A 12,200-nucleotide genomic window follows, 5' to 3' on the forward strand; every position below is an offset into this window, starting at 1 on the left:
GTCAGTTTAGGAGCAGTGCCGCCGCGATGCCAGCCGCAGCGGCAAGCACCGCGACCGCCGCGTAGCGCCAGCCCGAATTGATCCGGATCAGCGCCACTTCGGGTAGTGGGGGCGGGGGCGGGGCTGCGCCGGGGGCGGGGAACTGGGCCTCGATGCGACGGACCAGATCGGGGAGGCGGGCGATGGTGCGCAGGTCATCGACGATGCGGTCGGCCAGCCATGCCTCGGGTCCGAGTTCGGAACGCAGCCATTCCTTCACGAACGGGCCCGATGTCTCCCACATGTTGAGATCGGGATTGAGACCAGCGGCGACGCCTTCGACCATCACCATCGTCTTCTGGAGCAGCAGCAGGTGCGGCTGGGTTTGCATGTCGAAGTCGCGGGTGATGGCGAACAGGCCGTCGAGCATCTGGCCGATCGAGATGTCCTTAGCGGGCAGCCCCCGGATCGGCTCGCCCACGGCGCGCAGGGCGGTGGTGAACTCGCCCAGATTATGGTGCGGCGGCACATAGCCCGCCTCGAAATGGATTTCGGCGACGCGCCGGTAATTGCCGGTGATCAGGCCGTGCAGGATTTCGGCCAGCCAGAGGCGGGCGCGCCGGTCGATCCGGCCCATGATGCCGAAATCGATCGCGGCGATCCGGCCATCGGGCAGCGCGAAGAGATTGCCCTGGTGGAGATCGGCGTGGAAGAAGCCATCGGCGATCGCCTGACGCAGGAAGGCCTGGACGAGCAATGCGGCCAGCGCCTTGCTGTCGTGGCCGGCTTCGGCGATCGCCGCGCGGTCGGCCATCTTGACGCCGTCGATCCACTCCATCGTCATCACCCGGCGGGCGGTGCGCGACCAGTCGATCGCGGGGACGACGAAGCCGGGGACGGCGGCCATGTTCTCGGCCAGTTCGGACGCCGAGGCGGCCTCGCGCCGCAGGTCCAGTTCGCGCGCGGTCCACTGCTTGAAGGTGGCGATGACAAGGCGCGGGCGCAGCCGGGACAGTTCGCCGCCCATCAGTTCGGCATGGGCGGCGGCCCATTCATAGGTCTCTATCGCGCGGGCCAGTTCCTCCTCGATGCCGGGGCGCAGCACCTTGACCGCGACGGTCCTGCCATCGGTCGTCACCGCCCGATGCACCTGCGCGACCGAGGCCGCGCCGACCGGCTCCTCCTCGATCGACGCGAAAATCTCGCCGATCGGCTTTTCGAGACTCTGCTCGATGGTGGCGCGGATGGCGGGGAAGGGGGCGGGGGGCAGGGCGTCCTGGAGCCGGAACAGTTCGGCTGCCGCCTGTTCGCCGACGAGGTCTGGTCGGGTCGCCAGCGCCTGGCCCAGCTTAATCGCCGCCGGACCCAGCGCCTCGAATGCATCGGCATAGGCGGGCTGATCCGGCAGGCGCGCGCCGAAACGGAGCAGGCGGACGAACCGACGGATCGTCGGCGGGGTCAGGACGTCGCGCTCGATCCCGCGCAGCGCGCCGTGACGGGCAAGCGTGCGGCCCCAGCGGGCCAGCCGCCACAGATGGACGAAGCTTGGGGTCAAATCTTCCAGCCGCTATGAATGGCGACGAGCCCGCCCAGCATCGGTTCGACCTTGGCCTGGACGAAGCCGGCGGCGGCGATTTCGGCGCGGAACGCCTCCATTGTCGGAAAGCGGCGGATCGATTCGATCAGGTAGCGATAGCTTTCCTCGTCGCCGGCCAGCAACTTGCCGAGTTTCGGCACCAGCCGATGGGAATAGACGTCATAGGCTTCCTTGAAGCCAGGCCACAGCGTCGTGGAGAATTCCAGGCAGAAGAAGCGGCCGCCGCGCTTCAGAACGCGATGCGCCTCGGCCAGCGCCTGCTGGCGGTGGGTGACGTTGCGGATGCCGAAGGCGATCGTATAGGCGTCGAAGCTCCGGTCGGCGAAGCTTAGCGCCTCGGCATTCTGCTCGGACCAGGCGAGCCCCTCGACGTGCTTCTTCGCGGCGCGCTCCTTGCCGACTTCGAGCATAGCGGCGTTGATGTCCGATACCGTCACCTGTGCGCCGGAGCGGGCCAGCCGGAAGGCGATGTCGCCGGTGCCGCCGGCCATGTCGAGGATCGCTTCGCCGGCGCGGGGCCTCACCCGGCGCACGAAGCGGTCCTTCCACAGGCGGTGCATGCCGCCCGACATGGCATCGTTCATCAGGTCGTAGCGGCTCGCGACGTTGCGGAAGACCTCGCCCACCTTGGCGGTCTTCTCCTCTGGGGAGACGTCGGTATAGCCGAAGGATACGGTATCGCTCATGCGGGTCGCTCTAGCGGGAGGTTGTCCCCGCCGCAAACCCAACCTAACCTGTCCGCGTCGCCCCGGCGGAGGCCGGGGCCGCCAAAGGCTTGGCGTATCGAGGAGAGTGGCGGCCCCGGCCTCCGCCGGGGCGACGATCTCTCTTGGTCGAGTGTCCGATGCCCGAGCTTCCTGAAGTAGAAACCACCGTCCGTGGCCTGGAGACGCCATTGCTGGGCCATCGCCTGAAGCGGGTAGAGACGCGCCGGGCCGATCTGCGCCGGCCGTTCCCCGTGGATCTGCGCCAGCGGATGACGGGCGCCACCGTCACCGGCCTGGGCCGCCGCGCCAAATATGGGCTGATCGAAACCGATCGCGGCGACGTGATGATCTTCCATCTCGGCATGTCCGGCCGCTGGCGGATCGATCCGTCCGAGATCGGCATGCACGATCATCTGGTGCTGGAGACCGATGCGGGGCGGACGCTGGCGCTGTGCGACCCGCGCCGCTTCGGTTCGGTCGATCTGGTTCGCAAGGATGAACTGCCCGATTTCGCGCCCTTCAAGGCGCTCGGGCCCGAGCCGCTGGGGCCCGGGCTGACCGGCGCCTATCTGGCGGGCGCGTTGGAGGGCCGCGCCGCCCCGATCAAGGCGATGCTACTCGACCAGCGCATCGTCGCCGGTCTCGGCAATATCTATGTGTGCGAGGCGCTCCACATGACCGGGATCGCGCCGCCGACCCCGGCCGGGCGCATCGCGCGCAAGCGGCTCGACCGGCTGGTCGAATCGATCCGGGAGGTGTTGGGCGCGGCGATCGAGGCGGGGGGATCGACGCTGCGCGACTATGCGCGGCCAGACGGGGAGCTGGGTTATTTCGCCAAGCAATGGCTGGTCTATGGCCGAGAGGGCGAGGCCTGCCGCTGCGGGGCGCCGGTGCTGCGCCGGGTGGATGGTGGCCGTTCCACCTTCTACTGCGCGAAGTGCCAGAAATAGGGGCTTTTCACGGTTGACCCAAGGCCCCCCGCTGTGTATTGGGCCGCCTTCCCGGCGGGGGCATGATGTCCGCGCCGTTCCTGTCATCTAGCTAGGGTTTGAACGAGCATGGCGAATACGCCGCAGGCAAAGAAGCGCATCCGTCGCAACGACCGTCGCGCCGAGATCAACGGTGCACGGGTCAGCCGGATCCGCACCTTCGTGAAGAAGGTGGAAGCCGCGCTTGCCGCTGGCGACAAGACCGCCGCTGCCACCGCGCTCGCTGCCGCCCAGCCGGAGATGTACCGGGGCGTCTCGAAGGGCGTGCTCCACAAGAACACCGTCGCGCGCAAATTCTCGCGTCTCACCAAGCGCCTCGCCGCGCTGGGCTGACCGCAACGGATTGCATGACAAAAGGCCCGCCGGCTTGGTTGCCGGCGGGCCTTTTGTCATGTCCGCGTCATGGAACCGTAACTGTCGGATTTAACTTGATTCGTTGTCAACAAACGTTTCAAAGTTCTGAAAAATAAAGGAAAATTATTTTTTCCTACCGGAGGGCCGGCTTACCGCCTGTCAACCCCATATTGCGGCTCGATGACGAAATTGATGGTCTTGATCCCCGTCGCGGCTTCTCCATAGAGTGCGCTTCACGGTCGGTGCGCGATTCTGTCGCAACCGGCATCATGACGACTTTACAATGGGCGCTCCGGGAATAGCGGTTCCCGGAAGGGGGAGGGCTTTGCCCTCACATGGTTGATATTCGGGGGAGCGGACAGCGTCTGCTCGGGAAGGAAGCGGCGTGTCTGACAACTTGGGCGGGGCAGGGATGAGCGACGGCACCTCCATCAACGGGGGTATCGATGTGGCTCTCGCCCAGGCCTGGGAGACGATTCGCGCCGGGCTCCGCCGGAGCATCGGGGTCCGCACCTTCGACGGCTGGCTCAAGCCGCTGACGCTCGGCGATTGCGACCTCGGCGCAGGCACGCTGAAGCTGATCGCGCCCAGCGAGTTCATGGCCAATTGGGCGACCACCCATTTCGTCGACCATCTGCTCCAGGGCTGGCGCGCGCTGCTGCCGCAGATTCGCCATGTCGCGATCGTTGCGGCGAGCGGCACCGAGCGGCCCGCGATGTTCTCCCCCGCCGCGGAACCCGCGCGGGCGGAAGCGGCGCCGGTCGAGGCAGTTGCTCCCGTGGCCGATGTCGAGCCGCGCTGCGGCACCCCGCTCGAGGCGCGGTACACCTTCGACAGCTTCGTCGTCGGCAAGGCGAACGAGGTGGCCTACAACGCCGCCCGCACCCTGGCCGAGGGCGGCAAGCTCGTCTTCAACCCTCTGTTCCTTCATGGCGGCACGGGTCTCGGCAAGACCCACCTGATGCATGCCATCGGTCATGAATATCTGGCGAACCATCCGGGCGCCCGGGTCGTCTACATGTCGGCCGAGAAGTTCATGTTCGAGTTCGTCTCGGCAATGCGCGCCAAGGACACGTTCAGTTTCAAGCAGAAGCTGCGTGCGGCGGACGTGCTGATGATCGACGACGTGCAGTTCATCGCCGGCAAGGAATCGACCCAGGAAGAATTCTTCCACACGATGAACGAGTTGATCTCGGCGGGCCGCCGCCTCGTGATCAGCGCCGATCGCAGCCCCCAGGACCTTGACGGGATCGAAAGTCGCATCCTCTCGCGCCTCAGCTGGGGTCTCGTCGCCGATGTCAATCCGGCGGACTTCGAGCTGCGGCTCAACATCCTGATGCGCAAGCTGCAGGGCATGCCGCAGGCTCAGGTACCGCAGGATGTGGTGATGTTCCTGGCCCGCCGGATCAGCGCCAATGTCCGTGAGCTGGAAGGCGCGCTCAACCGCGTCGTCGCCTATGCGGCCCTGTCGGGCAAGCCGGTCGATATCGATTTCACCCAGGCGACCCTGGCCGACATATTGCGCGCCAACCAGCGCCGCGTGACGATCGACGAAATCCAGCGCAAGGTCTCCGATCATTACCGCATCCGCCAGGCCGAGATGTCGAGCGCGCGCCGCGCGCGCGAGGTCGCCCGGCCCCGGCAGGTGGCGATGTATCTCGCCAAGCAGCTCACCCCCCGCTCGCTGCCCGAAATCGGCCGGCGTTTCGGCGGACGTGACCACACCACCGTGATCCACGCGGTCAAGCAGATCGAGAAACTGCGCCAGACCGATGCCGAACTGGACGCCGACGTCAGGCTGCTGATCCGCCAGCTCGAAGGCTGAGCATATCGTCGCCCGCCGGGGCGACGTATGTGGATGGGCGAAGCCTCTCGCGCAACGCCGCAATCCGCCCTACATGAGCCCCATGTCGGCCCCGCTCTACAACGCGCAGATTCTCCGCCTCGCCACCAGCATCCCGCATCAGGAGCGTCTCGCCCAGGCGCAGGCGACCGTGTCGAAGCGCTCGCCGGTCTGCGGCAGTCGCGTGACCGTCGACGTCACGATGGACGGCGAGGGCAGGGTGGCGCAGCTGGGGCAGGAGGTGCGCGCCTGCGCCCTCGGCCAGGCCTCCGCCGCACTGATGGGAGAGCATGCGATCGGTCGTACGCCGCGGGAGCTAGCGGCGGCCCGCGACGCGCTCGCGGCGTTCCTCGCCGGCGGCCGCGATGATCCCGGCGACTGGCCGGGGCTGGAAATCTTCGGCCCGGCCCGGCCGCACGCCGCGCGTCATCCGTCAATCCGGCTCGCCTTCGAGGCGGTCGCGGAGGCTGCGGCGCAGGCGCTGTCCGAACCGGTGCGATGAGCGAAGCGCCCGAAGCATTGCTGCTATGGGATGGCGTGCTGCTGCTCGGCGCCGCGATCGTCTTCGTTCTGATCTTCCGCCGGCTCGGGCTCGGCGCCACGCTCGGTTATCTGGTCGCGGGCGCGCTGATCGGGCCGCAGGGGCTGGCGCTGATCGGCGACGCCGAATCGAAGCTCGGCATCGCCGAACTCGGCATCGTCCTGCTGCTGTTCCTGGTGGGGCTGGAACTCAATCCCAACCGGCTGTGGCGGCTGCGTCGCGACATCTTCGGCCTTGGTTTCGTCCAGGTCGCCGCCTGCGGGATAGCGATCAGCGCGGTCATCTACGGTACCACGGCGTTCAGCGCGGCGGCGGCGATCGCGCTCGGTCTGCCGCTGGCGCTGAGCTCGACCGCGCAGGTTCTCCCGATGCTGCAATCCGCCGGCCGCCTCAACACGCCGCAGGGCGAACGTGCCTTCTCCGTGCTGCTGTTCCAGGATCTGTCGCTGATCCCGCTGATCACCATCATCGCCACCCTGTCGCGCACCCCGCCCGCGCCGGGAACGCCGCCGGGCTGGCTGCTGGCGATCTATACCGTCGCGGCGGTGGTCGGGCTTGTCCTGGCCGGGCGCCTGATCCTCAACCCGCTGTTCCGCCTCGTCGGCAACCTGGGCGAGCGCGAACTGTTTGTCGCCGCGGGCCTGTTCACCGTGCTGGCCAGCGCCGCCCTGATGGAAGCGCTGCACCTCTCGACCGCGCTTGGCGCCTTCGTGGCCGGGGTGATGCTAGCCGACTCGCCTTATCGGCATGAGCTCGAGGCCGATGTCGAGCCGTTCCGCACGATTTTGCTCGGCCTGTTCTTCATCGCGGTCGGCATGATGCTGGACCTGCACGTCATCGCCGAGCGGCCCCTGTTCGTCATCGCGATGGCGCTGGCCGTGGTCGCGACCAAGGCGGTGGTGATGTTCGGGGTGGCCAGGCTGTTCGGCGTGCCGAACCGCGCGGCCCTCGGCTTCGGCCTGCTGCTCAGCCAGGGTGGCGAGTTTGCCTTCGTCCTCTTCTCGCAGGCAAGCGAGGCGCTGCTGATCCGGCCCGAGGCGGCAAGCCTGTTCGGGGCGATCGTGACGCTGTCGATGGCGACCACCCCCTTCCTGATGATGATCTCACGCCGCTTCATCACGCCGCCGCCGGCGAAGGAGGAGCGCCCCGGCCCGGATGGATCGCTGAGCCCCGCGGCGATCGTCGTCGGCTACGGCCGCTTCGGCCAGACGGTGTCGCAGATGTTGCTGGCGGCCGGGGTCAAGGTCAGCCTGATCGACACCGATATCGAGACGATCGATGTCGGCCGCCGCTTCGATCTGAACGTCTATTATGGGGACGGCACGCGCGTCGATCTGCTCCGCCAGGCGGGGGGCGATCAGGCGCGTGCCATCCTGTTCTGCATAAATGGCGACGGGTTGGGGAAGAAGCAGCTGCAGCCGGTGCTCGACGCCTTCCCCAACGCGGCGGTGCTCGTGCGCGCCTTCGATCGGCGCCATATGATGGTGCTGTCGCGGCTCGACCTGGCGGGGACGGTGCGCGAACTGTTCGAATCGGCGGTGCTGCTGGGCCGCGAGGCGCTGGAGATATTGGGCGTCGGCGAAGCCGATATCGTGACGATCGAGGCCGAATATCGCCGCCGCGACGGACTGCGGCTCGAAGCGCAGATCGAGACGGGGGACCTTACTGTCAGGCGCGACATGATGTTCAACCATGAGCGCAGCCTGGATCTGCACCATGAGGAGGAGAAAGACGATGGCACGCGGCAAGGCGACCGGTGATCCGCTGGCGGCGCTGCTGGCGCTGTCGGGCGCGATCGCGGTGATCGCGGGCGCCTATGGCGCGCATGGTGCCTTTGGCAAGGCGGCCGAGTGGCTGACCACCGGCGCGCATTATCAGATGATCCACGCCGTGGCGGGGCTGGTGATCCTGCAGAAGGGCCGGGGCGCCGCCGGCCTGCTGCTGATCGGGGCGGCGATCTTCGCCGGCACGCTCTACGCGATGGCGCTGGGCGGCCCGAAATGGCTGGGCGCCGTCACCCCGTTCGGCGGGCTGGCGATGATCCTCGGCTGGATGTGGATCGCGGTGGCCTATCTGCGGGGGCGCTGACCCCGCTTATTCCGGCTTTGTCGGCGGGGCCTCGGTTTCCGGCTGTACCGCTTTGGGGTGCTTCTTCTCGCCCACGGCCCCTGCCACCAGCGAATCCAGCGTCGACCCGTCGAAGCCCAGTTCCTTCATCAGCCCGTCGACGATCGGCGCCTGCGCGCGATAACGCAGCGCCGCCGCCACCGCCGACTGGGCGAGGTTGGTCTCGCCGCCGGCCGTCACGATCTCTCCGCCGCCGCCCCCCGCGCCGGTGATCCCGTCGACCTGGACGATCCTGATCGAGTCGATCGCCTCCATCGGCTTCGCGGCTTCCCGAACGATGTCGGGCAGCACTTTGAGCAGTTCGAGCTTGGCGTGGAGCGAGATATTCTCGGATGACAGGAGGTTGGCGGCCTCGTTGACGGCGCGCTTGCCGGCAGCCTCCACCTCGAACCGGACCCGCGCGGCTTCGGCGCGCAGCTTTTCGGCCTCGGCTTCGCCCTTTGCTGCGGCGCGCAGCGCCTCGGCGCGGTCGGCGGCGGCCTGCTTTTCCGCCTCGGCCTCCACCTTGACCCCTAGTGCCTGACGCTCGGCCTCCTTGGCGGCCTGGATCAGTTCGATCCGCTTGGCGCGCTCGGCGACCTCGGTTTCGCGTGCGGTGACGACCTGTTCCTCGGCGGCGACGGCCTCGGCGCGGGCCTTGTCCGCTTCCGCCTTGGCCTGGCTTTCCTCGCGGCTCTTGTTCTGGACCGCGATCTGCTGCTCCTGCCGGGCGATCTCCAGGGCCTGCTGCTGGGCGATCTTCGCTTCCTGCACCGCGCGATCCGCTTCGATCTGGGCGGCATCGGTCAACTGCTTGGCGGAGATGCGCGCCTGCTCGGCCTCGCGCTGGCGCTCCGCCTGCTGACGGGCGACCTCAGAGGATTGCTCGGCGCGGCGCATCTCGATCTCGCGCTCCTGCTCCAGCCGGGCGAACTCGCTGTCGCGCGAGATGAGGAACGACTGGCGCTGCGCCTCCAGATTCTTCGCTTCGATCTGGACGCGGGTATCCTGTTCGATGTCGTTGCGGGCCTTCTTGCGCAGTTCGATCTGCTCGGTGAGCTTGGTCAGGCCCTCGGCGTCGAACGCATTGTTGGCGTTGAAATGCTCGATCGAGGTCTGGTCAAGTCCAGTCAGCGAAACCGATTCCAGTTCCAAGCCGTTCATCGCCAGATCGGCTGAAGACACCTGCTGCACCTTCTGGACGAAATCGGAGCGCTGCTCGTGCAACTGGTTCATCGTCATGCCTGCCGCGACCGAGCGCAGCGCGTCGACGAACTTGCCCTCCACCAGCTCCTTCAGATTTTCCGAATGCATGGTGCGCATGCCCAGCGTCTGGGCGGCCATCGCGATCGCCTCGCGATCGGGGCGGACGCGGACGTAGAATTCCGCCTTCACGTCGATGCGCAGCCTGTCGAGCGTGATCAGCGCATCGGCATTCTTGCGTTCCACGGCGAGCCGTACCGTGTTCATATTAACTGGCATCGTCTCATGAAAGACCGGCAGCACCAGCGCGCCGCCGTTCATCACCACTTTCTCACCGCCGAAGCCGGTGCGCACGAAGGCGATCTCCTTCGACGCGCGCCGGTACAGCCGGGCGAGGATCAGGCCCAGGATCATCAGGGCGACGACAGTGATGGCCGGCGCCAACACATAGATGTTGCCCAGGGAATTGAGGAATCCGCCGCTCGGGACGGTCGCAGGCAGGTTGCTCATCGGTCTATCCAGTTGGAGAAGGGGGGACGGTCGCTGGAAATGGCGCGGAAGACATGGCCCTCGCGGCGGACGAGCAATATCTCGTCCCCTTCGGCGAAGCGGGCATCGGGCATGTCGGGCTCGGCCATCACATAATGAGTCTGGCCGTGGAAATCGCGGACCCTGGCCTTGGCGGGAGACCCCTGGGAGGCGGTGCCGACGATGATCTCGGCATGGAGGCCGACGAGCTGGTCGATCCCGATCGCGGTCGTCTCGTCGCGCGGTATGATCCGTCCCAGCAGCCGCGCGGACAGGCTGGTTGTGGGAAGGGCGGCGGCGCCCGCGGCGGGGATGGCTATCCAGCCGGGCAGCAGGGCGCCCGTCATCCCCAGCACCGCCTGCTGGCCGATCAGGCCGATCAGCCCGAAGCTGGCAAGGAAGACGACGAGCAACATCAGCAGCGGGAGCTGGCCCACGCCCAGCCAGTTCAGCCAGCCCCCATCGCCATCGATGTCCATGTCATGGCCGATCGCGCTGCCGCCAAGGCCTACAGCCTCGACCAGCCCGATCAGCATCATGATCGCGAGCGCGATGACGAACGCCAGATTTTCACCCGCTCCGAGAAAGCTCAGCACCGAATCTCCCCCCAGGGGCCGTAGCGTAGCCCAGCCCTACCGCAGGTCAAATCAGGGGAAAGATCGGAATCGGTTAGGAGGAAAAGTCAGCCCCGGTCGCTGTCCAGGAACGCTGCCACCGCCGACAGATCGACATTCTTCTCGAGGAAGGTCTGGCCGATGCCACGCGCGAGCAGGAAGGGGAGGCGGCCACCTTCCATCTTCTTGTCGTGCAGCATGTGCGACACGAGCTTCGCCCCGCTCGCGTCGATCCCGGCGGCGTGCAGGGTCGCGGGGAGGCCGGCGGCGGCGATGTGGGCGGTCACTCGGGCCGCCTCTTCGGCGGTGCACAGGCCCTGCGCGGTGGAGAAGCGGAAGGCGAGGGCCATGCCGGCGGCCACCGCCTCGCCGTGGAGCAGCCGATCCGAGAAGCCGGTTTCGGCCTCCAGCGCATGGCCGAAGGTGTGGCCGAGGTTGAGCAGGGCACGGCGCCCGCTGGTCTCGCGCTCATCCTCTCCGACGATGCGGGCCTTGGCGGCGACGCTGGCGGTGATGGCGTGGGTTCGGGCGTCGGGATCGCCGGCCAGCAGCTTGCCACCATTCGCCTCGCACCACTGGAAGAACGGCGCGTCGTCGATCAGGCCATATTTGATCACCTCGGCATAGCCCGCGCGGACCTCGCGCGGGGGCAGGCTGTCGAGCGTGGTCGGGTCGATCAGCACATGGGACGGCTGATAGAAGGCGCCGATCAGGTTCTTGCCGGCCTTGCTGTTGATCGCGGTCTTGCCGCCCACCGAGCTGTCGACCTGCGAGAGCAGCGTGGTCGGCACCTGGACGAAGCGGCAGCCGCGCTTGAGGATCGAAGCCGCGAAGCCGACGAGATCGCCGATCACGCCACCGCCGAGCGCGACGATGGTGTCGTTGCGCTCCACGCCATAGTTGAGCAGCGCGTCGGTGAGCTTTTCGAGCATCTTCCAGCTCTTGGTGGCCTCGCCGGGAGGCAGCACCTCCACGGCGCTGGCGATGCCTGCCGTCGTCAATGAGGTTTCGAGCCTATAAAGCTGATTGGGAACGATATTCCTGTCAGTGACGACGATGAACCGGCCTCGCGCGGCATAGGGTGCCAGCAGTTCGCCGGCCCGGTCGAGCGCGCCATTCTCGATATGGATGTCGTAGCTGCGATCCCCCAGCGAAACCCGGACGCTCATTCGGCCAGCGCCTTCAGGATCGCGTCGACGGTCGCGTCGTGCGGCAGCGGCTGGCTGCGGACGTGGACGGGGGCCAGCGCATAGACGGGGTTGCGGACCGCAGCGAGCTCGGTGAGCGCCTCGCGCGGGTCGCGGTCCTTGAGCAGGGGGCGAGTGCCCTCGCGCCGGCTCACCCGGTCGGCCAGCACTTCGATATCGGCGTCGAGCCAGATGGCGAGCGCGCGATCCAGGATCAGCTGGCGGGTCTCTTCCTGCATGAAGGCGCCACCGCCGGTGGCGATCACCTTGGGCCGGCCGTCGATCAGCCGGCCGATCACGCGGCGTTCGCCGTCACGGAACTCCTTCTCGCCGAATCGCGCGAAAATCTCGCTGATGCTGAGCCCCGCCGCGCGCTCGATCTCGGCATCCGCGTCGACGAAGGGAAGGTGGATGCGCGCTGCCAGACGCTTGCCGATGGTCGACTTGCCCGCGCCCATCAGGCCGATCAGAACCAGCGGCCGGTCAAATCGGGGTAGATTGGGGGGCAGGCTTTGCGGCATGTCGTCGAGGGCTATACACATGGGCGCCCCC

Annotated in this window: 12 protein-coding genes; 6 read left to right on the forward strand and 6 right to left on the reverse strand. The window is 67.3% G+C overall.

The annotated features are described in order from the left end of the window. Position 1 precedes the first annotated feature (1 nt). Both ubiB and CMV14_RS11010 read right to left on the reverse strand, forming a co-directional pair. A complete protein-coding gene (gene ubiB, locus CMV14_RS11005; protein ID WP_066958946.1) occupies positions 2 to 1,534 on the reverse strand; it encodes a 2-polyprenylphenol 6-hydroxylase in 1,533 nt (510 codons plus the stop codon). After that, on the reverse strand, positions 1,531 to 2,262 hold the full coding sequence (locus CMV14_RS11010) for a class I SAM-dependent methyltransferase (RefSeq protein WP_066958947.1): 732 nt from the start codon (positions 2,260 to 2,262) through the stop codon (positions 1,531 to 1,533). Before CMV14_RS11010 ends, ubiB begins: the two co-directional genes overlap by 4 nt. Positions 2,263 to 2,420: 158 nt before the next feature. Here CMV14_RS11010 and mutM point away from each other — a divergent pair, with 158 nt between their 5' ends. From mutM to CMV14_RS11040, 6 genes are all read left to right on the forward strand, one after another. Then, positions 2,421 to 3,233 (forward strand): bifunctional DNA-formamidopyrimidine glycosylase/DNA-(apurinic or apyrimidinic site) lyase, encoded by an 813-nt coding sequence (mutM, locus tag CMV14_RS11015; RefSeq protein ID WP_066958948.1) that lies wholly within the window; start codon positions 2,421 to 2,423, stop codon positions 3,231 to 3,233. 108 nt (positions 3,234 to 3,341) lie between these two features. Further along, on the forward strand, positions 3,342 to 3,605 hold the full coding sequence (rpsT, locus tag CMV14_RS11020; RefSeq protein WP_066958949.1) for a 30S ribosomal protein S20: 264 nt from the start codon (positions 3,342 to 3,344) through the stop codon (positions 3,603 to 3,605). Between the two features lie 433 nt (positions 3,606 to 4,038). After that, on the forward strand, positions 4,039 to 5,451 hold the full coding sequence (dnaA, locus tag CMV14_RS11025) for a chromosomal replication initiator protein DnaA (RefSeq protein WP_066958950.1): 1,413 nt from the start codon (positions 4,039 to 4,041) through the stop codon (positions 5,449 to 5,451). Between the two features lie 73 nt (positions 5,452 to 5,524). Further along, positions 5,525 to 5,971 (forward strand): iron-sulfur cluster assembly scaffold protein, encoded by a 447-nt coding sequence (locus tag CMV14_RS11030; protein ID WP_083215639.1) that lies wholly within the window; start codon positions 5,525 to 5,527, stop codon positions 5,969 to 5,971. Next, the gene (locus tag CMV14_RS11035; protein ID WP_066958952.1) at positions 5,968 to 7,770 is read left to right on the forward strand and encodes a cation:proton antiporter domain-containing protein; all 1,803 of its coding nucleotides are present in this window, start codon (positions 5,968 to 5,970) and stop codon (positions 7,768 to 7,770) included. Before CMV14_RS11030 ends, CMV14_RS11035 begins: the two co-directional genes overlap by 4 nt. After that, entirely contained in the window at positions 7,745 to 8,098 is a 354-nt protein-coding gene (locus tag CMV14_RS11040; RefSeq protein WP_066958953.1) for a DUF423 domain-containing protein, read from the forward strand. The genes CMV14_RS11035 and CMV14_RS11040 overlap by 26 nt, the downstream gene beginning before the upstream one ends. Positions 8,099 to 8,104: 6 nt before the next feature. Here CMV14_RS11040 and CMV14_RS11045 read toward each other — a convergent pair whose 3' ends face one another. The 4 genes from CMV14_RS11045 to CMV14_RS11060 form a co-directional block, all read right to left on the reverse strand. Further along, a complete protein-coding gene (locus CMV14_RS11045; RefSeq protein ID WP_066958954.1) occupies positions 8,105 to 9,829 on the reverse strand; it encodes a flotillin family protein in 1,725 nt (574 codons plus the stop codon). Continuing rightward, a complete protein-coding gene (locus CMV14_RS11050; RefSeq protein ID WP_066958955.1) occupies positions 9,826 to 10,443 on the reverse strand; it encodes a YqiJ family protein in 618 nt (205 codons plus the stop codon). Before CMV14_RS11050 ends, CMV14_RS11045 begins: the two co-directional genes overlap by 4 nt. An 86-nt stretch (positions 10,444 to 10,529) precedes the next feature. After that, positions 10,530 to 11,630, reverse strand: a complete 1,101-nt coding sequence (gene aroB, locus CMV14_RS11055; protein ID WP_066958956.1) for a 3-dehydroquinate synthase — start codon at positions 11,628 to 11,630, stop codon at positions 10,530 to 10,532. Next, positions 11,627 to 12,169 carry a shikimate kinase gene (locus tag CMV14_RS11060; RefSeq protein ID WP_066959291.1) on the reverse strand — a complete coding sequence of 181 codons (543 nt, stop codon included), beginning with the start codon at positions 12,167 to 12,169 and terminating at the stop codon, positions 11,627 to 11,629. Before CMV14_RS11060 ends, aroB begins: the two co-directional genes overlap by 4 nt. Positions 12,170 to 12,200: the final 31 nt, after the last annotated feature.

It is taken from the genome of Rhizorhabdus dicambivorans (assembly GCF_002355275.1).
In the GTDB taxonomy this organism is placed as follows: Bacteria; Pseudomonadota; Alphaproteobacteria; order Sphingomonadales; family Sphingomonadaceae; genus Rhizorhabdus; species Rhizorhabdus dicambivorans.

Bases quoted from the DNA above. Each gene is read 5' to 3' on its own strand.
- CMV14_RS11010 (WP_066958947.1), bottom strand. From the start codon at position 2,262: ATGAGCGATACCGTATCCTTCGGCTATACCGACGTCTCCCCAGAGGAG.
- mutM (WP_066958948.1), top strand. From the start codon at position 2,421: ATGCCCGAGCTTCCTGAAGTAGAAACCACCGTCCGTGGCCTGGAGACG.
- rpsT (WP_066958949.1), top strand. From the start codon at position 3,342: ATGGCGAATACGCCGCAGGCAAAGAAGCGCATCCGTCGCAACGACCGT.
- dnaA (WP_066958950.1), top strand. From the start codon at position 4,039: ATGAGCGACGGCACCTCCATCAACGGGGGTATCGATGTGGCTCTCGCC.
- CMV14_RS11030 (WP_083215639.1), top strand. From the start codon at position 5,525: ATGAGCCCCATGTCGGCCCCGCTCTACAACGCGCAGATTCTCCGCCTC.
- CMV14_RS11035 (WP_066958952.1), top strand. From the start codon at position 5,968: ATGAGCGAAGCGCCCGAAGCATTGCTGCTATGGGATGGCGTGCTGCTG.
- CMV14_RS11040 (WP_066958953.1), top strand. From the start codon at position 7,745: ATGGCACGCGGCAAGGCGACCGGTGATCCGCTGGCGGCGCTGCTGGCG.
- CMV14_RS11045 (WP_066958954.1), bottom strand. From the start codon at position 9,829: ATGAGCAACCTGCCTGCGACCGTCCCGAGCGGCGGATTCCTCAATTCC.
- aroB (WP_066958956.1), bottom strand. From the start codon at position 11,630: ATGAGCGTCCGGGTTTCGCTGGGGGATCGCAGCTACGACATCCATATC.
- CMV14_RS11060 (WP_066959291.1), bottom strand. From the start codon at position 12,169: ATGCCGCAAAGCCTGCCCCCCAATCTACCCCGATTTGACCGGCCGCTG.